The organism is Streptomyces sp. NBC_00316 (genome assembly GCF_036158715.1).
Classification (GTDB): domain Bacteria; phylum Actinomycetota; class Actinomycetes; order Streptomycetales; family Streptomycetaceae; genus Streptomyces.
On the sequence record NZ_CP108023.1, the window covers coordinates 1395986 to 1422221 of the forward strand.

Sequence of the window (26236 nt, forward strand, 5' to 3'; positions counted from 1 at the left end):
CAGGCGGACAGGTCCCGTAGGAAAAATACGTCTCATGCTCTCAGAGGAGAGCTTCTCAGATCACGGGAGGTCGGCCGAGTCTGGTCAGCCGCCATACCGTACGCCACTTCATCGGACGGCGCGGTCCGCACGGCTTCGCCCAGCCTTCCCGGAAGCCGCCGAACCATGCCTTCAGTGCCGGACCCGAGGGCTTGCGGAGCAGGGTCAGGAGCAGCCAGACACCGAGGTAGACGGGGACGAGCAGCGCGGGCAGATTGCGGCGCGCCAGCCAGACCCGGTTGCGGGCCACCATGCGGTGGTAGACCGCGTGCCGCGAGGGGGCGGTGGTCGGGTGGTGGAGCACCATGTCGGCGCGGTAGTCGATCATCCAGCCGGCGTCCAGTGCCCGCCAGGCGAGATCGGTCTCCTCGTGCGCGTAGAAGAAGTCGCCCGGCAGCCCGCCGACCTCGGCGAGGACCCGGGTACGGACGGCATTGGCGCCGCCGAGGAAGGTCGTCACCCGCGACGAGCGCATCGGGTCGGCGGCGCGCAGCCGCGGGACGTGGCGGCGCTGGGTGACACCGGTGTCCGGATCGGCGATCCGGAAACTGATGATCCCCAGCTTCGGGTCCTGCTCGAACGCCTGCCGGCACAGCTCGGCGGTGTCGGTCAGCGGCAGCAGTCCGTCATCGTCAAGGAAGAGCAGGACGTCGACGTCGGCGCCGGACGGGCCGAAGGCCTCGATGCCGACGTTGCGGCCGCCGGGGATGCCCAGGTTCTCGGGGAGCTCGACCGTCCGGACGCCCGCGGGAACGTCCGGAACCGGGGCGCCGTTGCCTACGACGACCGCCTCGATCCGGTCGCCGTCCTGCTTGGCGACCGAATCGAGGAGGGCGCGCAGCTCGTCAGGACGGTTGCCCATCGTGATGATGACCGCGCCGAGCTTCATGGGAGTGCTCACTTCAGCCTGCTCGATGCCAGCACCGAGACCAGGTGCAGCAGCGTCTGTACGAGGGCGATGCCGGCCAGCACGGCGAGGCCGAGCCGGGAGAAGAACAGGTCGTCCCTGACCGCGTCCAGGACCGCCAGGACCAGGATCAGCAGCGATGCCTCGATCCCGAGCACCAGGCGGTGGAACTTCAGCGCAGCGGCGGCCTTGCGGGCCAGCGCCATGCCGGACGAGCGCGGCTCCGACGCAGCCTCCTTGACCGGCGGCAGTCCGGCCTGGTGGCGGGCCACGCCGACGAGGTCGGTCTCGGCCTTGATCAGGACGGCGCCGAGCGCCGCGAGGGTGCCGAGGAAGGCCCACAGCCAGTCGATCCGCCCGGAGCCCCACAGGTCGGCCGCGCGCAGACCGAAGCCGACCAGCACCGCGGCGTCGCACAGGTAGGCACCGACGCGGTCCAGGTAGACGCCGCCGAGCGAAAACTGCTTCCTCCAGCGGGCGATCTCGCCGTCGACGCAGTCGAGCAGCAGATAGAGCTGGACCATCACCACCCCGAGGACGGCGCCCGCGATCCCGGGCACCAGCAGGGCCGGCGCGGCGAGGACGCCGCAGACCGTCATCAGGTAGGTCAGTTGGTTCGGCGTGATCTTGGTGTTCACCAGGTACGGGTCTATGTGCAGCGAGATCTCCCGCATGTACATGCGCCCGGCCCAGTGCTCACCGCTCCGCCGGTCCTTCACGCCCTCCGGGTGAACGACCGGACGGAGTTCAGCTACTGATGGTCTTGGCATAGTCGGCGTACGCGTCCCTGATCTGGTCGGTGGACAGGTTGAGGTGTTCCAGGATCGTGAAGCGCCCGGGGCGCGTCTGCGGCGCATAGTCGACGGCCCGGACGAACTCTTCCGCGGTGAAGCCGATCTCCTCGGGCAGGACCGGCAGCTCATGACGGCGCAGGGCGGCCGCCATGAGCAGCGACTCCTCCTTCGCGCCTCGCAGGTGCATGGCGAAGCAGGCGCCGAGGCCTACCTGCTCGCCGTGGCTGGCCGCACGCTTGGGGTAGAGCAGGTCGAACGCGTGGTTGATCTCGTGGCAGGCCCCGGAGGCCGGCCGGGAGTCCCCCGCGACCGACATGGAGATGCCGGTCAGCACCAGCCCCTCGGCGAGCACCTTCAGGAAGCCGTCGTCGCCGACCCCGCCGGGGTGACGCAGCACGGCCTCACCGGCCTGCCGGGCCATGGCGGCCGCGAGTCCGTCGATGTCCTCGCCGTTGACCCGGTGGGCGAGCTCCCAGTCGGCCACGCAGGAGATGTTGGAGACCGCGTCGCCGATACCGGAACGCACATAGCGGGCGGGCGCCTGGCGGACGATGTCGAGGTCGATGACGACGGCGATCGGCGTGGGGACTCCGTACGAGCCCCGGCCGTTGTCGTTGTCCAGCGTCGCCACGGGCGAGCAGAGCCCGTCGTGCGCGAGGTTCGTCGCGACCGCGACCATCGGCAGGCCGACGCGCGCCGCGGCGTACTTCGTCACGTCGATGATCTTGCCGCCGCCGAGGCCGACGACGGCGTCGTACCGGCTGCCCTTGATCGCGTCCGCGAGCCTGACCGCCGAGTCGATGGTGCCGTCGGTCACGGAGTACCAGTCGGCGCCGGGCAGCACCGGTGCGAGCCGCTCGCGCAGCGCCCGGCCGGAGCCCTCGCTGATCGCGACGGCGAGCTTGCCGGATGCGGAGATCCGCTGGTCGGCCAGGAGGCCGCCGAGATCGTCCAGGGCGCCGCGGCGGATGTCGACGACGACCGGGGAGGGGATCAGCCTGCTCAGTACTGGCACGCGATCTCACGCCCCTTCGCGAGGTCGTCGTGGTTGTCGATCTCGACCCACGTCACGTCGCCGATGGGAGCCACGTCGACGGTGAAGCCACGGTTCACGAGCTCCTGGTAGCCGTCCTCATAGTAGAGGTCGGGGTCGCGCTCGAACGTCGCCTTCAGGGCGTCGGCGAGGGCCTCGGCGGCCTCGGGCTCGATCAGGGTGACGCCGATGTACTCGCCGGTCGCGGTGGCCGGGTCCATCAGCTTGGTGATCCGCTGCACGCCCTTGTCACCGTCGGTGATGACCTTCATCTCCTCGTCGGCGAGGTTCTTCACCGTGTCGAGGGCGAGGATGATCTTCTGACCGTTGCCGCGGGCGGCGAGGAGGGTCTTCTCGACGGAGACCGGGTGCACGGTGTCACCGTTGGCGAGGATCACACCGCGTCGCAGCACCTCACGCGCGCACCACAGGGAGTAGGCGTTGTTCCACTCCTCGGCCTTGTCGTTGTCGACGAGGGTGAGCGTCAGGCCGTACTTCGCCTCGAGTGCGGCCTTGCGCTCGTAGACGGCCTCCTTGCGGTAGCCGACGACGATCGCGACCTCGGTGAGGCCGATCTCCGCGAAGTTGGCCAGCGTCAGGTCGAGCACGGTCCTGTCGCCGTCGACCGGCACGAGCGCCTTCGGAAGCGTGTCGGTGTAGGGGCGCAGACGCCGTCCGGCACCGGCGGCGAGTACGAGGCCGATCATGCGGGTTCTCCTTCGTCGTGAACGGCAGGTGCTCCGGAGGAGACCCAGAAACGGATGGACTCGACAAGCACCACCAGCGCCACGGCCACCGCGAGAGCGGTGAGTGCCACGGTGAAGCCCGAATGCTGAGTGAATACGGCGGCGAATACGGCCACCACCAAGGTCCGGCCCTCGTGCCCACCGATCGTCCGCACCAGCCACCGGGGCGGCGCGCCGGTGCCCCCGCGAATGCGGTACACCGTGTCGTAGTGATGGTAGGCGACGGCCGAAACCAGCCCGAAAGCCGCGGGAAGGGCGTGGTCGACCTCACTGCGGGCGGCCAGAGCGAGGATCGTGCCGTACTCCGCCGCCCTGAATATCGGGGGCACGAGCCAGTCGAGTGCGCCCTTGAGGGGGCGGGCCACGGCGACGCCCGAGCAGACCGCGTAGAAGACCGCGGCGACGATCATCTGCCGGCTGCCGAACGGCTGTGACACGGCGGCGGCGACCAGGGCGAGGGCGCCGACGAGGGCTGCCGCCGGAGCGGCCCAGCCGCCCCCGACACGGGGCCCCCGCGCCGCCACGAACTGCGCGAGGGGCCCGGAGTCCGCGAGGTCGGCGAGCGCCTGGGCGGCGCGGTCGGTGCGCTGCGCCTTGCGGGTCAGCGAACGCAGGAGGCGGCCGGCCGTGGTGTAGCAGGCGGCGACGGCGCAGCCGATCAGCAGGGCGTAGAAAACGATCCGCGGGGTGGTCACCGCGGTCAGCACCGCGATCATCGCCCACCGCTCGCCGATCGGCAGCACGATCATCCGGCGCAGCCAGACCGTCCAGCCGACACTGTCGAGCTTGTCGGAGAGGGCCGCCGTCGGACTCGAATTGGCGACCGCGTCGTGGTTGGCCTCGTTGAACGAGAAGTCGACGACGTGGCGGCAGGTCTGCAGGACCATCGCTCCGAGCGCGAGCGCCCATACGTCGTCGCCGTTGCGGGCGGCGCCGAGGGCGAGGCCCGCGTAGTACGCGTACTCCTTGGCCCGGTCAAACGTGGCGTCCAGCCAGGCGCCCATCGTCGAGTACTGCAGCGAGTAGCGGGCGAGCTGCCCGTCGGTGCAGTCGAGGACGAACGAGAGGAGCAGCAGCAGCCCTGCGGCGACGTAGCCGCCGCGGCTGCCGGTGGCCGCGCAGCCCGCCGCGATCAGCGCGGTGAGCAGGGAGGCGGTGGTGACCTGGTTCGGGGTGAGGCCGCGGCGTGCGCACCAGCGCGCGAGGTAGCGCGAGTACGGGCTGATGAAGTACGTGGTGAAGAACCCGTCACGGGCCTTCACCGCGCTCCGCAGCCGTACCGCCTCGTCGTCGACCGCCGCCATGGCGGACTGCGCGGTGGCGCGGGCGGCCTGGTCGACGGGGACGGCGGCGACGAGCGAGCCGAGCTCGGGGCGCTGCACGACGGCGCCCTCGGCCTCCAGCGCGACGGCGAGGCGGCCGGGCACGGTGCGGTCGGTGACGGGCACGGTGTCCGCGTGGCCGGCCGGCCCCACGGGGACGCCGGCGCCCACCGCCGCAGTGGTGCTGCGCAGGGCCCGGACGAGCGCAGGGCGTGTCTCCGGCTGCACGGTGAGCGCACCGGGGACGGTGGCGGCCGGGAATCGAGGGTCGGTCAGTCCGAGCCGGAGGGCGTGGACGTGCCCGACGAAGCGGGGGTCGACGAGGGCGACGCGGACGTCGGCGGGAGCCGCGGAGAGCAGCTCCGCGGCTTCGGTGACATCAGCGGCGGCCTGTACGTCGAAGCCCAGCGACCTCAGATCGTCCGCGAGCGGCGATCCGGGTACCGGCGCACCGGTGAGGATGGCGGTCGACAGACGAACTCACTCCTTGGTGCTGACGGGGTCGGCGCGCGACAGCGCGGCCCTGATGCGGGCCGGCGGCACGTCGGCAGAGGCTATCGGATGAACGGAAGCGGGAATTCATCGCCCGTTTGTGCTCCGTTCGGGGTGGACCGGCAGCATGCGATGCCGCCCGCGATCATCATCGTGGATGCCCGGCTCGGCCCACAAACCGCAGTGGCCGTGGTCCCGGCCCCGGATTACGGACCGCAGTGGTATAGACCTGGGCCGAGGGGCATGACCTGCCCGTTCACGGGCGTACCAGGACGAACCGGGGCGGGCGTGATACGCACCTCGACGGGTACCAGGGAGCGATGACCGCCCCCGACGACTCACGACCGGCGTTGCCGGCCGGCGCCGGACCGGCGGTCCTCCGAGGCGCGCCCGTGCCGGGTGGCGGCCGGACACACGGGGACGGGTGTGGTGCATCTCGCAGCGAGAGGGCAGGATGCCGGCCGGCCCGGCACGGGCGGGCACCCACGCCACCACGAAGCGCTCGGCCGCGATCTACACATGATCACGCCACCTCTCTGACCTGCGACCATTTCCCCAGGTCAGAGCAGTTGGCAACGGTGTTCAGTGCCGTGTTGCCGGATACCCCCCACCCGTAGTTGACTGGCTTTCCCAGGCCGATACGGGCCCGGGTCCGCAAGACGACCGGAGGCGACCCATGGGGGCTGGGCACGATCACGGGCACACGCACGGCGGGCCTCCTCCGACCGGCACCGCTGCCGCCGCGTACCGGGGACGGCTGCGGGTCGCGCTCGGCATCACGCTCACCGTGATGGTCCTGGAGATCATCGGCGGTCTGCTCTCGGGCTCGCTCGCGCTGATCGCCGACGCCGCCCACATGGCGACCGACGCGCTCGGGCTCGGCATGGCGCTGCTGGCGATCCACTTCGCCAACAAGCCGGCCGGGCTCAACCTCACCTTCGGCTATGCCCGCGCCGAGATCCTCGCCGCCCTGGCCAACTGTCTCCTGCTGCTCGGGGTGGGCGGCTATCTGCTCTTCGAGGCGATCGAGCGCTTCATCTCACCGGCCGAGACCCGGGGCGGCCTGACGATCGTCTTCGCCCTGGTCGGCCTCGTCGCCAACATGATCTCGCTGTCGCTGCTGATGCGCGGACAGAGGGACAGTCTCAATGTGCGCGGCGCCTACCTGGAGGTGCTGGCGGACGCGCTCGGCTCAGTGGCCGTGATCGTCTCGGCGGGCGTCATCCTGGCCACCGGCTGGCAGGCCGCCGACCCGATCGCCTCGCTGCTGATCGGCCTGATGATCGTCCCCCGCACGGTGAGGCTGCTCCGGGAGACGCTCAATGTGCTGCTGGAGTCGGCCCCGAAGGGCGTCGACATGGCAGAGGTACGGGCCCACATGACGGCGCTGCCCGGGGTGCTGGACGTCCACGACCTGCACGCCTGGACCATCACGTCGGGCATGCCGGTGCTCTCCGCCCATGTGGTGGTGCACCAGGAGCTGCTCGACTCGGTGGGGCACGAGAAGCTGCTGCATGAGCTGCAGGGCTGTCTCGGTGTTCATTTCGATGTCGAGCACTGCACATTCCAGCTCGAACCGATCGGTCACGCGGAGCACGAGGCCAGGCTCTGTCACTGAACTGCCCCTCGGTGCGCGGGTGTAGGGTCCCCGCAGAGGTGTGTGAGCCTCGCCCGTGTCCACGAGAGGAGCTGAGGTCGATGACCGTCACGACGGCGCCTGCCCGGCGCAGTGTCCGGTCCTTCTTCACCTCCCGGGTTCCCGGCTGACGCCCCGGCTCACACCGAGAGAATCGGCACCCCGGCTCGCACCGGGTCGCCGCGTTCGGCCGGAACCCTCTCATTCAAGGGTTTCCCACGTTGACCGACAGCACTCACACCGTCCGTGACGATCACGCCGCACGTCACGAGGCGTTCTTCTCCCTGCACCACGGCCTCCCCCGGCAGAGCCCGGGCTCCGACGCGACCACCCGGCAGCTGCTCGCCCTCACCGGCCCGCTGCCGCACCGTCCGCGCGTCCTCGACCTGGGCTGCGGTCCCGGCAGGGCCGCACTGCTGCTCGCCGCCGAGGCGGGCGCCGAGGTGACCGCCGTCGACACCCACCAGCCGTTCCTCGACGAGCTGCGCACAGCCGCCGAGGCACGCGGGCTGGGCGACCGGATCCGTACCGTCCGGGCCGACATGGGCCGACTCCGCGGACCCGGCACCCCGGACCTCCCGGACGGGTCGTTCGATCTGGTCTGGGCCGAGGGGTCCGCGTACATCATCGGTTTCGACACCGCACTGCGGGACTGGAAGCGGCTGCTCGCCCCGGGCGGCTCCCTGGTCGTCAGCCAGTGCGTCTGGACGACGGACGAGCCGTCGGACGAGGCGCGCGCCTTCTGGGACCAGGACGGCCCGATGCTCCCGGTGGCCGGGCGGACGGCTGCGGCCGTCGCGGCCGGCTATCACGTCCTCGGGGTGCGGGTGCAGCCGGAGAGCGACTGGGACGAGTACTACGTACCGCTCGCCCGGCATGCCGAGGCCGCGGATCCGTCGGCGCCCGGCATGGCGTGGGCGCTCGCGTCCACGCACACGGAACTGGCCATGCGCCGCGACCACGGCGGGGAGTACGGCTACGCCGCGTACGCCCTGCGCCCCGCCGACCCCCGCTGGACCACCCGGCCGGAGACTGCGGCGGACACCGGGGCCGTGCACGCGGTCAACGCCGCCGCGTTCCCCACACCCGACGAGGCCCGTCTCGTCGACGCACTGCGGGCCGATCCCCGGGCCTGGCTCCCCGGCCTGTCGTACGTGGCGCAGGACGGACCCGACGGTGACATCGCCGCGTACGCGCTGCTGACCCGGTGCCGGGTCGGCGACACGCCGGCACTGGCGCTGGCTCCCGTGGCGACCGTCCCCGACCGGCAGCGCGAGGGCGCCGGCCAGGCGGTGGTTCGGGCGGCGCTGGATGCGGCCCGGCTGCGGGGTGAACGGCTCGTGCTGGTGCTCGGGCATCCCGGGTACTACCCGAGGTTCGGATTCGTGCCGGCGTCCCGGTTCGGGATCAGGCCGGGCTTCGACGTACCGGACGACGCGATGATGGCTCTCGTTCTCGACGATTCCGCGCCGGTGCCGCAGGGCACGATCCAGTATCCGGCGGCATTCGGGGTCTGACGTGTGGTCCGGTCCCACCGCATCCGTGCAGTGCGGTGGGACCGGACATGCCAGGACCCGAAGTACGGACAAGCCGCTTTTGTACGGCAGACTTGAGCAGACTCGAGGGGACCGGCGCACGGTGCCGGGGACCATAGCGAAGGATGGGTATGCCGACCACACCAGCCACTGCGGCGAACAGCTCGTCGAACGGCACAGCAGAAGCGATCATGCTCGAACTGGTCGACGAGAACGGCACCACCATCGGCACGGCGGAGAAGCTCGCCGCCCACCAGGCGCCCGGTCAACTGCACCGTGCGTTCTCCGTGTTCCTCTTCGACGAGCAGGGCCGGCTGCTGCTGCAGCGCCGTGCGCTCGGCAAGTACCACTCCCCCGGTGTCTGGTCGAACACCTGCTGCGGTCACCCGTATCCGGGCGAGGCGCCCTTCGCCGCAGCCGCCCGGCGTACGTACGAGGAGCTCGGGATCTCGCCGTCGCTGCTCGCCGAAGCCGGCACCGTCCGTTACAACCACCCCGACCCGGCGTCCGGTCTGGTGGAGCAGGAGTTCAACCATCTCTTCGTCGGGCTGGCACAGGCGCAGCTTCGGCCGGACCCCGAGGAGATCGGCGAGACGGCGTTCGTGGCCGCCGACGACCTGGCGAAGCGGCATGCCGAGGCACCGTTCTCGGCCTGGTTCATGACGGTGCTCGATGCGGCACGCCCGGCGATCAGGGAGCTCACCGGCCCGTCCGCGGGCTGGTGACAACGGGACAGGAAGGGACGAGGGAGCGGGCGGTCAGAGAAACGGCTTCAGCGGCAGCGCCGCCCAGATGATCTTTCCGCCGCCCGCGGTGTGCTCCACGTCGCAGGTGCCGCCCGCTTCACGGGTGATCTCCCGGACCAGCAACAGCCCGCGTCCGCCCGTCTGCGCATAGTCCGTCTCCAGGGCCGTCGGCCGGTACGGATGATTGTCCTCCACGGACACTCTGACCCATTCGGCGCCGACGGCCACCTCCACTGCGAGCTCCGGGGAGAGCAGCGCGGCGTGCTTCACCGCGTTGGTGACGAGCTCGGAGACGATCAGCAGCAGACCCTGGGTGATGTCCTCGTCCATCGGGACGCCCTGGCGGTTCAGCAGATCACGTACGGCGTGCCGGGCCTGTGGTACGGAGACGTCGAGGGCCGGCGCGGTGAACCGCCAGACCCCTTCGTACGACACGGGCCGGGCCGGGACACTCCCGCGGCTCTCCATAATTCCGGCACCCGCTCTCGCCTCGTGGTCACTGCACGTCGAGTACAGAGTGCGGGGAGTGGTTGGTCCGGACCGTACTACTGAACAAAAGTCGACTCCTATCGACAGAATTTGATCGAATGGGTATGACAGCGTCAGTTCTCGGACTGCTTCTGATCTTCTTCTGATGGCATGTCCGTCGGCTCCCCGGTCACTGTCTGTTCCGACACCAGCGAGACGATGCGGCGGCCGCCGATCCCGATCGCGATCAGCCCGAGGCCGTCGAAGAGCAGCATGAGCGAGAAGAAGAGGCCGAGCACATAGAGGCTGCTGTGCGGCCAGTCGAAGAGCACGAGCAGCCCCAGCAGCAGACCGAAGGCGCCCTGCAGCAGCGTCCAGCCCATCTGCGGTCCGCGCACCACGACGCTGCCCACCAGACGGAACAGCCCGCCGGTCAGGAAGAGCAGCGCGGCGAACAGGGTGAGCGCCTCGGCCGAGCCGTGGGGGTGGCGGATGACGACGACTCCGGCGGCGATGTTGAGTGCGGCGACCACGACACTCAGCCAGAAGTAGTTGGTGCCACGGGACTCGACCGCGTGCAGCAGACCCACCACGCCGCCGATCAGCAGCAGCCAGCCGAAGAGGACCACGACGAGCAGGGCACCGAGCAGGGCGAGCCGGCCCAGGCTGCGGCTCAGTTCTCTGCCCTGGACTGCGGGATCGGCCATCGGACAGCTCCTCACGGTGCGTGCCTGCTTCGCGACCCCTTCTTGATCATAGATTCGAACAGGGTGGATAGCATCCGGCACATGGACCGCAAGGAACCGCAGCTGGAGCACGCCGTCGCGGACGGCGTCGCCACCGTCGTGATCAGCAACCCGGCCAAACGCAATGCGATGACGGCCGCCATGTGGCGGGCACTGCCCGTACTGCTGGAGCGGCTGGCCGCCGACCCCGCCGTGCGCGCCCTGGTCCTGACCGGCGCCGGGGACACCTTCTGTGCCGGTGCGGACATCTCCTCGCTGCGCGACCGGGCGCACGATCCGGCGTTCGACCCTCAGGCACTCGCGGTGGCGGCCGAGGAGGCGCTCGCCGCCTTTCCCCGGCCGACGCTCGCCGCCGTGCGCGGCTACTGCGTGGGCGGCGGCAGCCAGCTGGCGGCCGCCTGCGATCTGCGGTTCGCCGAGGAGGGCGCGGCCTTCGGCGTCACTCCGGCCAAACTGGGGATCGTCTACGCCGGGTCGTCGACCCGCCGGCTGGTCGCGCTCGTCGGACCCGCCACGGCGAAGCATCTGCTGTTCTCCGGCGAACTGATCGGTACGGAGCGGGCGCTGCGGGCCGGCCTGGTGGACGAGGTGCTGCCGGCCGGTGAGCTGGACAAGCGGGTGGAGTCGTACGTACGGGTCCTGGCTTCGCGCTCGCAGCTGACCCAGGCGGCGGCGAAGGAGTTCGCCTCGGGACGGGAGGACCGGGACGCGTACTGGGCGGAACAGGCGCGCCTCAGCGGCGACACCGCGGAGGGGGTCGCCGCCTTCCTTGAGCGGCGGGCGCCGCGCTTCACCTGGACCACCTGACCGCGGGGGCTTGGCGGGCATGCGGATCCGGTCGGTCTTCTGCCGGTCACGGTCCCCGGGGTACCGCACGTACCGACCAGTCGGTAACGTGCGGGCATGAGTACTCTGCCGCCGCGCGCCGGACGCCGCTGCCACAACGCCATCAACCCGCTGCACTCGACGGTCTACTTCTCCCCCGACCTCGGCAAGGAGCTCGGAGAGCTCGGCATCCACGACGCGAGGGCCGCCTACTTCGCCTCCCGCGGGGCGGCGCTGGGCACGGTCGGACCGGGCACGGTCACCTCGACCTTCTACAACTTCAACCACGACCTTGTCGCGGAGCACCTGCCCGCGGTATGGTCCGTCGCCTCGCCGGAGGCGGTCCTGGCGGCCCGGCTGCGCGCGGTCGACACGACGCTGCGCCGGCTGCTGGGCCCGGAGATCATCGGCTCCCCCGAGCTGGCGGAGGCGGCGGAGCTGGCGCTGCGCGCCGCCGAGGCGTGCACCCGACACGCCCGGCCGCTCTACGCCGCCCACGCCGATCTGCCGGTGCCGGACCAGCCGCACCTGGCGTACTGGCACGCCGCGACACTGCTGCGCGAGCACCGTGGCGACGGCCATCTCGCCGCGCTCCTCGCCGCCGGGCTCGACCCGGTCGAGGCCCTGGTCAGCCACACCGCGACCGGCAAGGGCATGTCGCCTCGCTGGATCCTCGGCACCCGCGGCTGGCGCCGCACCGACTGGGAGGCCGCGGTCGAGCGGCTGCGCGGGCGTGGACTGCTCGACGGCGAGGGCGAGTTGACGGAGGCGGGCGTCGCCCTGCGCGCGGAGCTGGAGGAGGTCACGGACCGGATGGACGCGGCTCCCTACGAGCATCTGGGCGCCGAGGGCGTGGCGCGGCTGACCGAACTGGCGCGCGGGTTCCTGTTCACGGCCGCCTCGGCGGGTGCCTTCCCGGCGGATCTGACCGGCAAGAGCTGAGCCGCCGACCGGTCGACAAATGGGGTGGCCGGGCGACACGGCACCCGGCCACCCGGCACAATGCTGGCGAAGGAGCCACGGCACGTCCTGGCCCCCGGTAAGCACAGCCAGTACGAGAAGGCGAGTCGGTAGAAACCGTGACGACGTCCATCGAAGGCAGGATCGCCGAGGAGCTCGGCGTACGCGAGCGACAGGTGAAGGCGGCCGTAGAGCTGCTCGACGGCGGCTCGACCGTCCCGTTCATCGCCCGCTACCGCAAGGAAGCGACCGAGATGCTCGACGATGCGCAGCTGCGCACGCTCGAGGAGCGGCTGCGGTATCTGCGGGAGCTGGAGGACCGGCGGACGGCGGTCCTCGACTCCGTGCGCGAGCAGGGCAAGCTGGACGAGGCCCTGGAGGCGCAGATCCGGGCCGCCGACACCAAGGCCCGTCTTGAGGACATCTATCTGCCGTTCAAACCGAAGCGGCGGACGAAGGCGCAGATCGCCCGGGAGGCGGGGCTCGAACCGCTCGCCGAGGGGCTGCTCGGCGACCCGTCGGTCGAGCCGCTCGTCGCGGCGGCCGCCTTCGTGGACGCCGGCAAGGGCGTCGCGGACGCGGCAGCGGCGCTGGAGGGCGCCCGCGCGATCCTGACCGAGCGGTTCTCGGAGGATGCGGACCTGATCGGTGAGCTGCGTGAGCGCATGTGGTCGCGCGGACGGCTGGCGGCGAAGGTTCGGGACGGCAAGGAGGAGGCCGGTGCGAAGTTCGCCGACTACTTCGACTTCGCCGAGCCGTTCACCGCGCTGCCCTCGCACCGGGTGCTCGCGATGCTCCGGGGTGAGAAGGAGGACATGCTCGACCTAACCCTGGAGCCGGAGGAGCCGTCGGACGTGCCGGGCCCGTCGACGTACGAGAACATGGTCGCCCGCCGGTTCGGGGTGGCCGACCGCGGCCGCCCCGGGGACAAGTGGCTCGGCGACACGGTGCGCTGGGCATGGCGGACCCGGATCCTCGTCCATCTCGGGATCGATCTGCGGCTGCGGCTGCGTACGGCGGCGGAGGACGAGGCGGTACGCGTCTTCGCGTCGAACCTGCGCGATCTGCTGCTCGCCGCGCCGGCCGGGACGCGGGCCACGCTGGGGCTCGACCCCGGTTTCCGTACGGGCGTGAAGGTCGCCGTCGTCGACTCGACCGGCAAGGTCGTCGCGACGGACGTCATCCACCCCCACGTCCCGGCGAACAGGTGGGACGAGTCGCTGGCGAAGCTGGCGCGGCTGGCGAAGGAGCACTCGGTCGATCTGATCGCGATCGGCAACGGCACCGCGTCCCGCGAGACGGACAAGCTCGCCGGTGAACTGTGCGACAAGCACCCGGAGTTGAAGCTCACCAAGGTGATGGTGTCCGAGGCGGGCGCCTCGGTCTACTCGGCCTCGGCCTTCGCCTCGCAGGAGCTCCCGGACATGGACGTGTCGCTGCGCGGCGCGGTGTCGATCGCGCGGCGTCTGCAGGACCCGCTGGCCGAGCTGGTGAAGATCGACCCGAAGTCGATCGGTGTCGGCCAGTACCAGCACGACCTGTCCGAGGTGAAACTGTCGCGCTCACTGGACGCGGTCGTCGAGGACTGTGTGAACGGCGTCGGCGTCGACGTCAACACCGCGTCGGCACCCCTGCTTGCGAGGGTCTCGGGCATCGGCTCCGGCCTCGCCGAGAACATCGTCGCGCACCGGGACGCGAACGGCCCCTTCCGGTCCCGGAAGGCGCTCAAGGATGTGGCGCGTCTGGGCCCGAAGGCGTACGAACAGTGCGCGGGGTTCCTCCGGATCCGGGGCGACGACCCGCTGGACGCGTCGAGCGTCCACCCGGAGGCGTACCCGGTGGTGCGGCGGATGGCTAAGACGGTGGGCGGCGAGGTCGCCTCGCTGGTCGGCAACTCGAGTGTGCTGCACTCGCTGCGGGCCGATGACTTCGTGGACGAGAAGTTCGGGCTGCCGACGGTCACGGACATCCTGAAGGAGCTGGAGAAGCCCGGTCGCGACCCGCGGCCCGCGTTCAAGACGGCCACCTTCAAGGAGGGCGTCGAGAAGATCGGCGACCTGGTCTCCGGGATGGTGCTGGAGGGGGTCGTGACGAACGTCGCCGCGTTCGGGGCGTTCGTGGACGTGGGTGTGCACCAGGACGGTCTGGTGCATGTGTCGGCGATGTCGAAGACGTTCGTGAAGGACCCGCGGGACGTGGTGAAGCCTGGCGACATCGTGAAGGTGAAGGTGATGGACGTCGACATCCCGCGGAAGCGGATCTCCCTGACGCTGCGGCTGGACGACGAGGCGGCGCCGCAGGCCTCGGGCGGCGGACAGCGCCGCGAGCGCGGCCAGGGCGGGACCCGCCCGCCCCAGCAGCGCGCCCCGCGCGAGCGCCGCGACGGCGGCAGCGCCCGCCAGGCGGCGGCTCCGGCCCCGGCGAACAGTGCGATGGCCGATGCCCTGCGCCGCGCGGGCCTGGCGGACGGCGGCAAGTCCGACGACCGCCGCGGCAGGCGCTGACGGGGGCATGGGCCGGACGCCGGGGCCCGGACGGTCCCCGGCGTACCCACCCGGATTCGCCACGGGAACCGGGCGGTCCCGGAGCCGCGCCCGCTGAGCACGCCGGCGGCCGGGGCCGTGCCATACCCCGCTGAACTGCGCAGTTCCTGCACGAGGGGCGGGCGCCCCAGGGATGTGCTCCCTGGGGCGCCCGCCCCTCGTGCAGGTGGCCGCTACCGGCCGGCCACTTCCGCCATCTCCTTGCGGTCCGCGCTTCCCCCGGTCGCGCGGAGCTTCAGCGACGCGCGGCGGGCCGGAATCAGCAGGGCCGCGAGGGCCGCGGCGAGGCAGAGAAACGTGAGCAGGGTGAAGCCGTGGGTGTAGCCGGTCTCGTACGGGAGTCCGGTCGGCTGGAGCCGGCCGGTGACGAGGATGCCGGTGACCGCGGCACCGATGGAGCCACCGATCGTACGGATGTTGGCGTTCATGCCGGTCGCAGCGCCGGTCTGGTCGGCCGGGACGCTGTGCACGATGAGTGTGGCCATGGAGGCGAACGCCAATCCGATACCGAGGCCGAACACCCCGGCGGCGACGGCCACCTGCCAGACCTGTCCGTGCCAGACGGTGAGCAGCCCGCAGGCCACCGCACCGAGGGCCGCGCCGGCGACGAGCAGGTTCTTGGCGCCGACCGCGGGAGCGAGACGGCCGCTGAGCACTCCGGAGGCGAACATCGCGACCAGCATGGGCAGCATCAGCAGTCCGGCCCCGGTGACACTGGAGCCGAAGCCGTACCCGGCGGCCGACGGGGTCTGCACGAAGCCGGGCAGGAACGACCACACCGAGTACATGCCCGCCCCGAAGAGCAGTGCGGCCGCGTTGGTCGTCCACACCGCGTGCAGCCGCATGATGCGCAGATCGATCAGCGGGTGTTCGGCCCGCTGCTCGGCGAACAGCCACGCGGCGAACAGCACGACGGCGACACCGAACAGCCCGAGGACCCGGGCCGAGCCCCAGCCCCACGAGCTCGCCTGGCTGAGCGGCAGCAGCAGCGCCACCAGCCATCCGGAGAGCAGGATCGCGCCGGCCCAGTTGACCCGGCCCTCGGCGCGCCGCGGCGACTCGGGCACGTGCCGGAAGGCGATCGCGGCGGTCAGCGCGACCACGATCACCGGGAGCCAGAACAGCCAGCGGTAGTCGAGCGCGGCGACGATGGGCCCGGCGAGCACCATGCCGAGACCGCCGCCCGCGGCGATGACCGCGGACAGGTTGCTGATACTGGCACCGACCCGGGAGGCGTCGAACTCGTCCCGGATGATGCCGAAGGACAGCGGGAAGAGGGCGCCGCCGATGCCCTGGACGACCCGCGCGACGATCAGGACTCCGATGCTGGGCGCGAGCGCGGCCAGCAGGCAGCCGACGAGCACCGCGACCAGCGAGGCGACGAGCGTGCGCTTCTTGCCGATCAGGTCGCCGACGCGGCCGAGGATCGGGGTGAAGATCGAGGCGGAGAGGAGGTAGGCCGTCATCACCCAGGTCACCGTCGCCTGCGAGGTGTGCATCGCGTGCTGGACGGTGGGCAGGGCGGGAGCGATCAGCGACTGGAGGAGGGAGAACACACCCGCACCGGTCGCGAGGACGGCGAAGGTGACCCGGTTCGAGGAACGCGGTCGGGATGGAGCGGACAAAGTCGGCTTCTCTCTCGGGTATGCGGGCATGCGCGCTCGGCGGAACGGCGCACATGCGGGTGTCGTCCCGGTGGGGAGTGCGGGGTGCCCTGGGGCACGGACACGGGGCGCGGCCTCGCTGCCGCGTCTGGAAGGATGGAAGCCGTCGGGCACAGCCGACGCCGGGAACTCCTCCACTGGTAAAGTGGAGGAACACCTCCAGATTACCGGAGGCGACCCTCCGTTTCAAGTCAGGGAGGCACAAGGTGGCGCACACCCCGGTGGGCGAGATCGTCGAGGCCCGGCGTCCGCGCCGCGCCGACGCCCGGCGCAACTACGACGCGCTGCTGAAGGCCGCCCGTGAGACCTTCGCCGAGCACGGCGCCGACGCCTCGCTGGAGGACATCGCGCGCCGCGCGGGCGTCGGGATCGGCACGCTGTACCGCAATTTCCCGACCCGCCTCCAGCTCTTCGAGGTCCTCTACGCGGACGAGGTCGACGCCCTGTGCCGGGTCGCCGACGAGGTCGCGGACGAACCTCCGTGGCAGGCGCTGACCATCTGGCTGCGCCGCTTCGTCGCGTACATGGTCACCAAGCGGGCCATCCGTGAGGCGGTGGACAGCGAGTCCGACGTGTTCGTCTCCTGCCGCGCCTCGATGTACGAGGCGGGCACCCCGCTGTTCGCACGGGCCCAGGACGCCGGAGCGATCCGTCCCGACATGACTTTCGACGACCTGATCCGTATGGTCGCGGGCGTCACCGGGGCGTCGTACCCCACGACCGAACAGCGCGACCGCGTCCTGGAGATCGCCCTGGACGGCGTCCGCGCCCGCTGAACCGTCAGCTCTCGGTGACCTTGCCCCCGTCCACCCGCAGCATGCGCGTGGTGCGGACGACATCGAGCATCCGGCGGTCGTGCGTGACCAGCAGCAACGTCCCGGTGTACGAGTCGAGTGCCGACTCCAGCTGCTCGATCGCAGGCAGGTCGAGGTGGTTCGTGGGCTCGTCCAGGACCAGGAGGTTCACTCCCCGGCCCTGCAGCAGGGCGAGCGCCGCCCTGGTGCGCTCGCCCGGCGAAAGAGTCGTCGCGGGACGCATGACATGGTCGGCGCGCAGCCCGAACTTGGCGAGCAGCGTGCGGACTTCGGCCGGTTCGGTCTCGGGGACGGCTGCGCAGAACGCCTCCAGCAAGGTCTCCGAGCCATGGAACAGCATCCGTGCCTGGTCGACCTCGCCGACGACGACGCCCGAGCCGAGCGTGGCATGGCCCGAGTCCAGTGGCAGGCGGCCGAGCAGCGCCGCGAGGAGGGTGGACTTGCCCGCCCCGTTGGCGCCGGTGATGGCCACCCGGTCCGCCCAGTCGATCTGCAGCGACGCCGGACCGAACGCGAAGTCGCCGCGCACGACCTCCGCGTCGCGCAGCGTGGCCACGACGGAACCGGAACGCGGGGCCGTCGCGATCTCCATCCGCAGCTCCCACTCCTTGCGCGGCTCCTCGACGACGTCGAGCCGTTCGATCATGCGCTGCGTCTGCCGGGCCTTCGCGGCCTGCTTCTCGCTGGCCTCACTGCGGAACTTGCGGCCGATCTTGTCGGAGTCGGTGGCCTTGCGGCGGGCGTTCTTCACGCCCTTGTCCATCCAGCCGCGCTGCATCTGCGCCCGCCCTTCGAGGGCGGAGCGCTTGTCGGCGTACTCCTCGAACTCCTCGCGGGCGTGCCGGCGGGCGCGGTCGCGCTCCTCCAGGTAGGCCGCGTAGCCGCCGCCGTACAGGTTGATCTGCTGCTGGGCGAGGTCCAGTTCGAGGACCTTGGTGACCGTGCGCATCAGGAACTCGCGGTCGTGGCTGATGACGACGGTGCCGGCGCGCAGCCCGGAGACGTACCGCTCCAGGCGCTCCAGGCCGTCCAGGTCGAGATCGTTGGTCGGCTCGTCGAGCAGGAAGACGTCGTACCGCGACAGGAGCAGCGAGGCGAGGCCGGCGCGGGCGGCCTGACCGCCGGAGAGTGCGCTCATCGGCAGGTCGAGGCCGACGGTCAGGCCGAGGTCGGCGGCGACCTCGTCGGCGCGCTCGTCCAGGTCGGCACCGCCGAGGGCCAGCCAGCGTTCCAGGGTCTCGGAGTAGGCGTCGTCCGCGCCCGGTGCCCCGTCGACGAGGGCCTGGGTGGCGGCGTCCATCGCCTGCTGGGCGTCGGCGACCCCGGTCCTGCGGGCCAGGAACTCCCGCACGGTCTCCCCGGGGCGGCGTTCCGGCTCCTGCGGGAGGTGGCCGACGGTGGCCGTGGGCGGGGAGAGCCGCAACTCGCCCTCCTCCGGCCGGTCGAGCCCGGCGAGCAGCCGGAGCAGGGACGATTTTCCGGCTCCGTTGACTCCGACGAGACCGATCACGTCACCGGGCGCGACGACGAGGTCGAGTCCGGCGAAGAGTGTGCGGTCGCCGTGTCCGGCGGCGAGGTCCTTGGCGACGAGAGTGGCAGTCATCAGGATCCCGATCCTAATCGGCGACCGGTGCCTTCCTCGCCGGGTCCGGCATCTCAGTGGTGCACCACCGGTGCCACCAGGACGTTCCCCGTGGTGCGTGCCACCAGGAAGGACTGCCCCTTCACGGCCCGTGCGTCCAGCGCGATGCGGTGCTCCCCCGGTTCCAGTACGCCGTCGAAGATCTCCTGCGCGTGGGTGCGGTACAGCCGGTCGAGACGGTACGCGACCAGGGTGACCCGGCAGGTCGAGGTGACGTCGACGCCGGCCGCGCCGTCCGCCGCCGTCAGCCCGACCAGCCGGCGCTGGGCGGGTGCACTGCGGTCCAGGGCGTGTTCGATCTGGGCGAGCAGCACGGGGACGACCGGGGCGAGGCCGTCCACATAGGCGACGTCCGCACCGGCCCGGGTGAATGCCTGCCGTGCGGCGGCGCGTTCGTCCTCGGTGATCGCCCGGCCGAAGGCCACGGCACGGTAGCCGCGGAGCTCCTCGGGCGACACCTGTGCGACGTCGGCGGTGACGTCGGCCCCGATGCCGATGGCGCGCAGAGCGGCGGCGAGCTTGGCGAGCACGGCGACGCGGGCGCCGATCAGCAGGACGCGGCGCCCGGCCGGCGCGTCCGGTCCCGGCCGGGCGCCGCCGTCCGCCACCGCGGCCGGGAGCAGACGTTCCAGTTCCTGCCGGTACTGGTCGCCGTCGAAACGGAACGGCCCTATGCCGTGGTAGCCGCTCCGCGCCAGGTCGACGGTCTCGTAGGTCTGCCAGGCGAAGTCACGCCAGACGATGTCGGTGCCGTCCCGTTCGATGACGGCGGTGACCGCCCCGCATTCGAGGCTCTCGCACTCGGGGCATCCGTAGATCACGTAGCGGCCGCCGGCCAGCGGGGCGTCCGCTTCGAGCAGCAGACGTCGCACATGGGTGGTGAAGATCGCGGGCGGTACGTCGGAGGCGAGCGGGGACACGGCGTCGAGGTCGGAGAGCTGGAACAGCAGCGGACGGCCGTCGACGAGGAAATCCATGAAGTCCCGGTGCACCTGGTAGTCGCCATGGGCGAGGACTCCACCGGCGCGCATCGCCGGCGCCAGGCCGAAAGTCGCGTACTCGGCAGACATGTCCCGAGTATTCCCTTCGCGCACCTGTTGTGAGCACCGCATCGGTCATTTCCGTTAGCGTCCGCCCATGAGCGAAGCAAGGGCAGCTGTGACGGGGCGGACGGGCGAGTCGGACGTGATTGTGGAGGGCGGTGGGGTCAGTGGGCTGACCACGGCGCTGGTGCTGGCCGAACGTGGCCACCGGGTGCGGGTCTGGTCGCGGGAGGCGGCCGTGACGACGACCTCGGCGGTGGCGGGAGCGCTGTGGTGGCCGTACCGGATCGAGCCGGAGGACCTGGTCGGCGGCTGGGCGCTGCGCACGCTGCGGTGGTTCGAGGAGCTGGCCGAACGCCCGGACGAGAGCGGTGTCAGGCTGGTCGCCGGCGTGCACCGGGGCGAGCGGCTCGCGGCGCTGGGGCCGTGGACGGCGAAGCTGACGGACCTGGTGGAGATCGAGGAGGGGCTGCGGGCCCGGCTGCCGCTGATCGACATGCCGGTGCATCTGAGCCGGCTGGAGCGGCGGCTCGCAGCGGCCGGGGGTGCGATCGAGCGGCGTACGGTCACCTCGCTCGACGAGGCGGCGGCACAGGCCCCGGTCGTGGTCAACTGCACCGGTCTCGGAGCCCGGGAGCTGGTGCCGGACACCGGGATGCGGCCGGTGCGCGGGCAGTTGGTGCTGGTGGAGAACCCGGGCATCGAGGAGTGGTTCACCGAGACGGACCCGGTGTCGGAGGCGTCCACGTACTTCTTCCCGCAGCCCGGAAGACTGGTCCTCGGCGGTACGGCGGAGACGGACGACTGGAACGCGGAGCCGGATGCCGGTACGGCGGAGCAGATACTGGCGAGGTGTGCGCGGGTCCGGCCGGAGATCGCGCGGGCCCGGATCATCGGACACCGGGTGGGGCTGCGGCCGGCCCGCGACGCGGGGGGGGCGGATCGAGGCCGAACCACTGCCCGGTGGTGGGCGGTTGGTGCACAACTACGGGCATGGGGGCGCGGGGGTGACGGTGGCTCTGGGCTGCGCCGAGGCGGCAGCCGACCTCGTCGGCTGAGCGAGGCCGGCTGCGGGCCGGTGGCCGCGCCCCCTGTTCACGGGATCAACGACGCGGGATCAACAAGCGGTATCGGCCTGCCCGCCGGTGAGGTGATAGGTCGCGCGCTCGTCGAGGAGGAGCGGGATCAGGTTCCGGGCCGGCTGACGCAGCGGTACGTACGCCCCGTCGCCGTCACGCCGTGAAGTGACGCCGTGCAGGGCCAGTTCGTCCTTGACGTCGGCGAACTGGGCGGCGGTCAACCGGTAGCCGCACGGCGGGTCCTGCAGGATCTCGGCGGGCTCGGCCGCGTCGTTGTCCGCACCGCCGAGGTAAACGGGACCGTGGTCCTTGAACCCTGCCGCACGGGACGCGGCCGTGGCGGCCTCGATGCGCCCGCGCCGCTCATCGGTGAAGCTGAACAGCCCGTCGAGCGCAGCGAGTTGCGAAGCGACACGACGTCGGCTGTTGAGTGCCGGGTCGGCCTTCTCGGCGTCGGTGAGCGCGTCGACACGGGATTCGATGAGCAGGCCCACCGCGTGCTTGATGCCGGCGGTGTTGCGCAGAATGCGCTCCTGTCCGTCGCCCGCGGTCTGCTTGATCGGATCACCGGTGACCGGGTCGGTCCAGATTCCGTAGAGGCCGCTGCTGTAACCGGCGTCGTGCGCGGTGGGCCGCACGTACCGCTCGGACAGGGTCTGCGATTCGCTGTGCACCCGGTCGTCGGCGTTGAGATTGCGGGGCCAGAGGACGAACAGGTCCTTGTCGTAGTACAGCGGGGTGGCACCGTACTCGTGCAGGTCGTAGATCACATCGGGCTTGCGGTCGCGGATGACCGCGGCCATGGCCCGGGCCTCGGCGGTCTGCAGGGCGATGTGGTCACGGTTGATGTCGACGCCGTCGGAGTTGCCGCGGGTGTTCGCGGCGCGCCCGTCGGGGTTGGCGGTGGGGACGACGAGGACTTCGGTACGGGAGAGGAAGGCGCGGGTCGCCCGGTCCTCGGCGTGGGCGAGATTGCGGACGGTGGTCAGGCAGGCCTCGCGGCCGGACGGTTCGTTGCCGTGCTGGCTGCAGACGAGCAGCACGGTGCCGGCCGTGGGGCGGTGGTTGCCGATACGGACGAGCTGGAGCGGACGGCCCTGTTTCGTCGTACCGATCCGGTCGACGGAGACACGGGCGCTGCCCCGGTCGACGGCGGCGAGGAATGACTGCTCCTCGGGCTGACCGGTCCAGTGGGCCCCGTTGCTGATCTCGAAGCCCGTACGGGGCGGAGTGTGCGCGGCCTCGGCGGGCACCGTGACCAGCGGTACGGCGAGCGCCGCGGCCGCGGCCGTCAGCGAGAGATGCCTGAGTCCGGGAAGATGAGGACCGGTGCCGGTGCGGAGCTGACGGACGGTCGGGATACGGGCTGTCATGAGCGGCTGCCTCCCGGGATGCGGTGTGCGGGACGCGGCGGAGCCACGCCCTCGGGACGGGATGCGCGGGGGGTGGCTGTCGCGGGTGCGTGACCCGCGGTGGCGCGCACGAACGCGGCGGCGCCGCCGACGAACGGCAGTTCCGCGGATGTGCGGGCCAGATCGAGAGTGAGCGTGGGGGTGGAGTCCGGTGGGTCGATGAGGTCCTTGTCGGTTCCCGCGACGATCAGCGCGAGGCGGTGTCCCGCCGGCACGATGTGATCGCTCGCGGCCAGGTCGACGGTGATCGTGTAGCGCCTGCCCGGTGTGAGGGGGCGTCCCTTGCCCGCGGAGGCGTACGTACCGAGGTCGGCCCAGCCGCGGCTGAAGACCGTCCGGTCGATGGTGGTGGTCCTGGCCCCGGTGTCCTTGAAGCAGGAGCTGTCCCCGGCGGTGCTCGCGCCCCAGCAGGTTCGGTCGGTGAGGGTGGTGATGCCTTCGCCGGACGCGCCGTAGTCCCGGATGGTGTCGGGACCGACGTCGACGAGGACCGCGGAGAGATGGGCGGTGGAGGTCGTCGGGGTCGCGGTGACGGTCACCTGTGACGAACCGGCGAGCCGCAGGTCGTGGGCGAGGGGCGCGGTGAGGAAGCCGGCCTTGGCACCCGTGGTCCTCTCCAGGTCGGCGGCCCAGTCGGTCTCGCTCTGCTTCGGGTCGTCGGTGAACGTCTCGGTGGCGCCGGGGCGGGCGGCCTTCCGGGTGAGGGTGCCGACCCCGGGCGTGGTGCCGGGTCCGGGGCGCACGGTGGTGGCCGCGGTGGTGCGCGGCGGCCAGACCCCGTCGGTGGACCACTGGCCGGGGTGGCGTTCGACGTCGGCCATCGGTTCGCGGTCGATGCCGTTGTCGTAGCCGAGGAGGTAGTGGTCGAACCAGCGGTGCAGGGTGTCGACCCACTCGGCTCGCCGGTAGTCGAACGGGTCGACGTGCCCGGTCTGGGAGAGCCAGATCTTGCGCTCGACACCCTGGTCTGCGAGGGCGTCCCACCACTGGCCGAGGTGCTTGGTGCGTACGTTGAGGTCCTGCATCCCGTGGGCGGCGAAGACACTGGCCTTCACCTTGCCGACGTCCTTCACGTAGTCGCGCTCGCTCCAGAGTTTCGTCCGATCACCGGTGCGGGGCGCCTCGTCGACGAGCCTCTGCTGGACGGCGGCGCAGCGCTCCCGCGCCTCGGGGCTCTCGACATAGTCGGAGAGCCATTCGGGACCGCTGTCGTAGAGGGGTGCGCCCTGGGCGAAGTAGTAGTCGTACCAGGAGGAGATGGAGCCGATCGGGACGATGGTCCGCAGACCGTCGACTCCGGTCGCCGCCACGCCGTTGGCGATGGTGCCGTCGTAACTCTTGCCGATCATGCCGGTGCGGCCGTTGGACCAGCCGGCCCCGGCGCGTTCGGTTCCGGTGCGGGTGGTGTAACCGCGGGCCCGGCCGTTCAGCCAGTCGATGACCGCCTTCGCGGACAGGATGTCGGAGCGGCCCCCGACATCGACGCATCCGTCGGAGCGATTGGTGCCGGCCAGATCGACGGCGACGAAGGCATAGCCACGCGGGACGAAGTAGTTGTCGTAGTACAACGGGAACTGGACCGGGTTCCCCTGGCCGTCGTACGTCTTCAACTGGCTCTCGTTGCCGCGCCCGCAGCAGGAGTAGTACGGGCTGGCATCCATGATCACGGGTATCCTGCGGCCCTGCGCTGCGGGTTCGCGCGGCCGCACGATGTCGACGGCGACCCGGTCGCTCTTCCCGTTGTCATCGCCGTCGAGTCCGGTGTCCACCCAGACGGACTCACGGACGGCGTTCTCGTACGAGTAGACGGGCCGGCTCTCGCGCGGGCTCACCCCCTGCGCGCCCGCCGGTGAGAGCAGTACGGCCATCAGGGCAGCCGCGGCCGCCACCACCAGCGATCTGTACGTCAAGCGGGTGCCTCGCACACGTATCGGCATCTGCGGAAGGTACCCCGGTCAACTCCTGTGCAACAGGGGGCGATCGCTCGCGAACGTGACGGGCCGGCAGTCACGATGCCATGTCGGCCGAACGGCAGCCGCGTGACAGCAGTGGCCATGGACACGCCCGGGACGGATGATGCTCCACGGTCCCGAAGAGACCGGTGGGAAGATCACCCGCCCCGGCGACGGCGGCCGCAGCCCCTGACGGCTGTCCCGTCATCCCCGGCGGGAGCACGAATACAGCTGCGGCGCCTCACTGCGTTGTCGGAACACCCGGTATGAGGACGCTCTTCCGCCTTGCGATGCACCACATCCGACGCCGCGCGCTGATCCAAGGAATGACGGGACAGCGCTCAGCCGGCCGTGCCTGCGGTCTCGGCGGCGCCGCTGGGTTCGTGCGGCGGGATCGCGCCTGCCGGCGGTGCCTGTCGCACGGCCCGGTTGGCCGTGGTGAGGAGGGCCAGGGCGAGCAGCCATGCAGCGCAGAGCCAGACGAGAGGCTCGGCGCCCAGCGCGGTGATCAGCACGCCCCCTGCGAGCGTACCGATCGACAGGGCCCCCGTGGTGAGCGTCGAGACCGCGCTCATCGCCCGGCCCCGCAGTTCATCGGGGGTGATGGCCAACTGGTGGGTCGTCATGGCCACCGCGTACACCGGAGCCACCAGCGACTCGGCGGCCGCAACCGCTGCCAGCAGCATCGGGTTGGGGGCCAGCGCGTACAACGGGAACATCAGCGCCTCCAGCCACAGCATGACCAAGGCAATCCGTCCGAGCGGGAATCGGCGCGTGACCCGGTCCGAAGCCAGCGCCCCCGCCATCGCACCGACGGCCGCGCCGCTGAAGATGACGCCTATCCACAGCGGTGAGGAGCCGAGCCGCTGGGCAAGGGTGATGATCAACAGATATCCGGCGCCGTACCGCACTTTGTCGGCGGCCGATACCAGCGTGAGGAAGCGGATGACGGGCTGCCGCCAGAGCCAGCCGAGCCCCTCCCGGATCTCGGTGGTGAGCCGAGCCGTCGTCCGCACATCCTGACGGTCCGTCTGGAACCGGGCACGCATCAGGCGCAGCGACGCCGCGGACACGGCGAAGGAGACCGCGTTGACGACGAAGGGCACGGTCCGCCCGGCGGCGTAGAGCGCACCGGCGAGCGGAGCCCCGAAGACGTTCACGGCGCCGGTGGCGGACTGCTGGTAGCCGAGCGCGGTGGACAGCTGCCGGGGATCGACAACGTTGGGCAGCGCTGCGGTGCTTGCGACCTGGAAGAGGGTCGTCAGGATCCCGGTGATCAGGGCCGTCGCGTACAGCTGCGGCAGCGTGAGCTCGTTCAGCCACAGCGCGACGGCGACACCGGCAGTGAGCACGGTCCGGCCGAGCTCGCACCAGATCATGGTGGCCCTGCGGTCCCACCGGTCGACGAGGGCGCCCGCGACCAGTCCGAACGCCAGGAAGGAAAGGGTGCCGAGGCCGAGGACGAACCCGGCCTGGGTGGCCGACCCGGTGAGGGCCAGCACGATCAGCGGCAGGGCCATGAAGTGCGCCTGGTCGCCGATGGCAGAGATCAGCTGACCGCTCAGCAGCAGCGAGAAGTCCCGGTTCCGAAGCAGGCCGGGACGACGAAGAGTAGGCATTGTAGTTACGCTCCGTAATAGCTCTAGGACACAGGGGTGACGTCGAAGCTGGTGTCCGAGCTAAGAAACACGGGGCGTGGCGGTCATGAGCGGACCGTACCCGGGGCCCGGGCGGGGCCGCAATCGAATTGGCAACGAGCGGCGCACGACACCAGCGGTTGGCGCCGGAGTCGCAGACCCGGCCTCTCCCCCGGCGGGGGCGGCGGCGCCCGGCCGTC

The 26236-nt window shown here is 71.2% G+C and carries 20 protein-coding genes and 1 pseudogene; 8 read left to right on the forward strand and 13 right to left on the reverse strand.

Going from position 1 to position 26236, the window contains the following annotated elements; genetic code table 11:
• Positions 1-55: 55 nt before the first annotated feature.
• Genes OG878_RS06290 through OG878_RS06310 form a run of 5 tightly spaced genes read right to left on the reverse strand, consistent with a single transcriptional unit; the run spans position 56 to position 5258 of the window.
• Positions 56-940, reverse strand: a complete 885-nt coding sequence (locus tag OG878_RS06290; protein WP_328885846.1) for a glycosyltransferase family 2 protein — start codon at positions 938-940, stop codon at positions 56-58.
• Complete coding sequence (locus OG878_RS06295; protein WP_328885847.1) at positions 937-1716, reverse strand: CDP-alcohol phosphatidyltransferase family protein; 780 nt, start codon at positions 1714-1716, stop codon at positions 937-939. Before OG878_RS06295 ends, OG878_RS06290 begins: the two co-directional genes overlap by 4 nt.
• Positions 1694-2755: an iron-containing alcohol dehydrogenase family protein gene (locus OG878_RS06300; RefSeq protein WP_328885848.1), complete on the reverse strand. Its 1062-nt coding sequence runs from the start codon at positions 2753-2755 to the stop codon at positions 1694-1696. The genes OG878_RS06295 and OG878_RS06300 overlap by 23 nt, the downstream gene beginning before the upstream one ends.
• A complete protein-coding gene (locus OG878_RS06305) occupies positions 2743-3480 on the reverse strand; it encodes a phosphocholine cytidylyltransferase family protein (RefSeq protein WP_328885849.1) in 738 nt (245 codons plus the stop codon). The genes OG878_RS06300 and OG878_RS06305 overlap by 13 nt, the downstream gene beginning before the upstream one ends.
• Positions 3477-5258 carry a DUF5941 domain-containing protein gene (locus tag OG878_RS06310; protein WP_443049239.1) on the reverse strand — a complete coding sequence of 594 codons (1782 nt, stop codon included), beginning with the start codon at positions 5256-5258 and terminating at the stop codon, positions 3477-3479. Before OG878_RS06310 ends, OG878_RS06305 begins: the two co-directional genes overlap by 4 nt.
• Before the next feature lie 751 nt (positions 5259-6009).
• Here OG878_RS06310 and OG878_RS06315 point away from each other — a divergent pair.
• From OG878_RS06315 to idi, 3 genes are all read left to right on the forward strand, one after another.
• On the forward strand, positions 6010-6951 hold the full coding sequence (locus OG878_RS06315) for a cation diffusion facilitator family transporter (protein ID WP_328885850.1): 942 nt from the start codon (positions 6010-6012) through the stop codon (positions 6949-6951).
• A gap of 239 nt (positions 6952-7190) precedes the next feature.
• A complete protein-coding gene (locus tag OG878_RS06320; protein WP_328885851.1) occupies positions 7191-8486 on the forward strand; it encodes a bifunctional class I SAM-dependent methyltransferase/N-acetyltransferase in 1296 nt (431 codons plus the stop codon).
• A 149-nt stretch (positions 8487-8635) separates the two neighbouring features.
• Complete coding sequence (gene idi, locus OG878_RS06325; protein WP_328885852.1) at positions 8636-9229, forward strand: isopentenyl-diphosphate Delta-isomerase; 594 nt, start codon at positions 8636-8638, stop codon at positions 9227-9229.
• 33 nt (positions 9230-9262) lie between these two features.
• Here idi and OG878_RS06330 read toward each other — a convergent pair whose 3' ends face one another.
• Positions 9263-9718, reverse strand: coding sequence for an ATP-binding protein (locus OG878_RS06330; RefSeq protein ID WP_328885853.1), 456 nt, complete (start codon positions 9716-9718; stop codon positions 9263-9265).
• Between the two features lie 134 nt (positions 9719-9852).
• A complete protein-coding gene (locus OG878_RS06335; protein WP_328885854.1) occupies positions 9853-10425 on the reverse strand; it encodes an HdeD family acid-resistance protein in 573 nt (190 codons plus the stop codon).
• Positions 10426-10506: 81 nt separating this feature from the next.
• On the opposite strand from OG878_RS06335, the gene OG878_RS06340 reads away from it, so the two are divergent.
• The 3 genes from OG878_RS06340 to OG878_RS06350 all read left to right on the forward strand — a co-directional run bounded on the left by OG878_RS06340 (position 10507) and on the right by OG878_RS06350 (position 14753).
• Entirely contained in the window at positions 10507-11271 is a 765-nt protein-coding gene (locus OG878_RS06340) for an enoyl-CoA hydratase/isomerase family protein (protein ID WP_328885855.1), read from the forward strand.
• A 96-nt stretch (positions 11272-11367) separates the two neighbouring features.
• Entirely contained in the window at positions 11368-12231 is an 864-nt protein-coding gene (locus OG878_RS06345; protein ID WP_328885856.1) for an SCO6745 family protein, read from the forward strand.
• Positions 12232-12368: 137 nt separating this feature from the next.
• Positions 12369-14753: a Tex family protein gene (locus OG878_RS06350; RefSeq protein WP_328885857.1), complete on the forward strand. Its 2385-nt coding sequence runs from the start codon at positions 12369-12371 to the stop codon at positions 14751-14753.
• Positions 14754-14965: 212 nt separating this feature from the next.
• On the opposite strand, the gene OG878_RS06355 is transcribed toward OG878_RS06350, so the two are convergent.
• Positions 14966-16417 carry an MFS transporter gene (locus tag OG878_RS06355; RefSeq protein WP_328885858.1) on the reverse strand — a complete coding sequence of 484 codons (1452 nt, stop codon included), beginning with the start codon at positions 16415-16417 and terminating at the stop codon, positions 14966-14968.
• 245 nt (positions 16418-16662) lie between these two features.
• Here OG878_RS06355 and OG878_RS06360 point away from each other — a divergent pair, with 245 nt between their 5' ends.
• On the forward strand, positions 16663-17232 hold the full coding sequence (locus OG878_RS06360; protein ID WP_328885859.1) for a TetR/AcrR family transcriptional regulator: 570 nt from the start codon (positions 16663-16665) through the stop codon (positions 17230-17232).
• Between the two features lie 4 nt (positions 17233-17236).
• Here the strand turns inward: OG878_RS06360 and OG878_RS06365 are convergent, their stop codons facing one another.
• Both OG878_RS06365 and OG878_RS06370 read right to left on the reverse strand, forming a co-directional pair.
• Positions 17237-18874 carry an ABC-F family ATP-binding cassette domain-containing protein gene (locus OG878_RS06365; protein WP_328885860.1) on the reverse strand — a complete coding sequence of 546 codons (1638 nt, stop codon included), beginning with the start codon at positions 18872-18874 and terminating at the stop codon, positions 17237-17239.
• 53 nt (positions 18875-18927) lie between these two features.
• Positions 18928-19983 carry an oxidoreductase gene (locus OG878_RS06370; protein WP_328885861.1) on the reverse strand — a complete coding sequence of 352 codons (1056 nt, stop codon included), beginning with the start codon at positions 19981-19983 and terminating at the stop codon, positions 18928-18930.
• Between the two features lie 67 nt (positions 19984-20050).
• On the opposite strand from OG878_RS06370, the pseudogene OG878_RS06375 reads away from it, so the two are divergent.
• A pseudogene (locus OG878_RS06375) lies at positions 20051-21014 on the forward strand (FAD-dependent oxidoreductase).
• A 59-nt stretch (positions 21015-21073) separates the two neighbouring features.
• Here the strand turns inward: OG878_RS06375 and OG878_RS06380 are convergent.
• The 3 genes from OG878_RS06380 to OG878_RS06390 form a co-directional block, all read right to left on the reverse strand.
• Positions 21074-22408, reverse strand: a complete 1335-nt coding sequence (locus OG878_RS06380; protein WP_328885862.1) for a M14 family metallopeptidase — start codon at positions 22406-22408, stop codon at positions 21074-21076.
• The gene (locus OG878_RS06385; protein WP_328885863.1) at positions 22405-24384 is read right to left on the reverse strand and encodes a Xaa-Pro dipeptidyl-peptidase; all 1980 of its coding nucleotides are present in this window, start codon (positions 24382-24384) and stop codon (positions 22405-22407) included. Before OG878_RS06385 ends, OG878_RS06380 begins: the two co-directional genes overlap by 4 nt.
• A 356-nt stretch (positions 24385-24740) precedes the next feature.
• On the reverse strand, positions 24741-26018 hold the full coding sequence (locus OG878_RS06390) for an MFS transporter (protein ID WP_328885864.1): 1278 nt from the start codon (positions 26016-26018) through the stop codon (positions 24741-24743).
• Between the last annotated feature and the right edge of the window lie 218 nt (positions 26019-26236).

What these genes read in the sequence shown, in the direction of transcription:
- OG878_RS06380 (WP_328885862.1), bottom strand. Translation starts at nt 22,408, where the DNA reads ATGACAGCCCGTATCCCGACCGTCCGTCAGCTCCGCACCGGCACCGGT.
- OG878_RS06370 (WP_328885861.1), bottom strand. Translation starts at nt 19,983, where the DNA reads ATGTCTGCCGAGTACGCGACTTTCGGCCTGGCGCCGGCGATGCGCGCC.
- idi (WP_328885852.1), top strand. Translation starts at nt 8,636, where the DNA reads ATGCCGACCACACCAGCCACTGCGGCGAACAGCTCGTCGAACGGCACA.
- OG878_RS06330 (WP_328885853.1), bottom strand. Translation starts at nt 9,718, where the DNA reads ATGGAGAGCCGCGGGAGTGTCCCGGCCCGGCCCGTGTCGTACGAAGGG.
- OG878_RS06315 (WP_328885850.1), top strand. Translation starts at nt 6,010, where the DNA reads ATGGGGGCTGGGCACGATCACGGGCACACGCACGGCGGGCCTCCTCCG.
- OG878_RS06365 (WP_328885860.1), bottom strand. Translation starts at nt 18,874, where the DNA reads ATGACTGCCACTCTCGTCGCCAAGGACCTCGCCGCCGGACACGGCGAC.
- OG878_RS06345 (WP_328885856.1), top strand. Translation starts at nt 11,368, where the DNA reads ATGAGTACTCTGCCGCCGCGCGCCGGACGCCGCTGCCACAACGCCATC.
- OG878_RS06335 (WP_328885854.1), bottom strand. Translation starts at nt 10,425, where the DNA reads ATGGCCGATCCCGCAGTCCAGGGCAGAGAACTGAGCCGCAGCCTGGGC.
- OG878_RS06385 (WP_328885863.1), bottom strand. Translation starts at nt 24,384, where the DNA reads ATGCCGATACGTGTGCGAGGCACCCGCTTGACGTACAGATCGCTGGTG.
- OG878_RS06340 (WP_328885855.1), top strand. Translation starts at nt 10,507, where the DNA reads ATGGACCGCAAGGAACCGCAGCTGGAGCACGCCGTCGCGGACGGCGTC.
- OG878_RS06305 (WP_328885849.1), bottom strand. Translation starts at nt 3,480, where the DNA reads ATGATCGGCCTCGTACTCGCCGCCGGTGCCGGACGGCGTCTGCGCCCC.
- OG878_RS06390 (WP_328885864.1), bottom strand. Translation starts at nt 26,018, where the DNA reads ATGCCTACTCTTCGTCGTCCCGGCCTGCTTCGGAACCGGGACTTCTCG.
- OG878_RS06295 (WP_328885847.1), bottom strand. Translation starts at nt 1,716, where the DNA reads ATGCCAAGACCATCAGTAGCTGAACTCCGTCCGGTCGTTCACCCGGAG.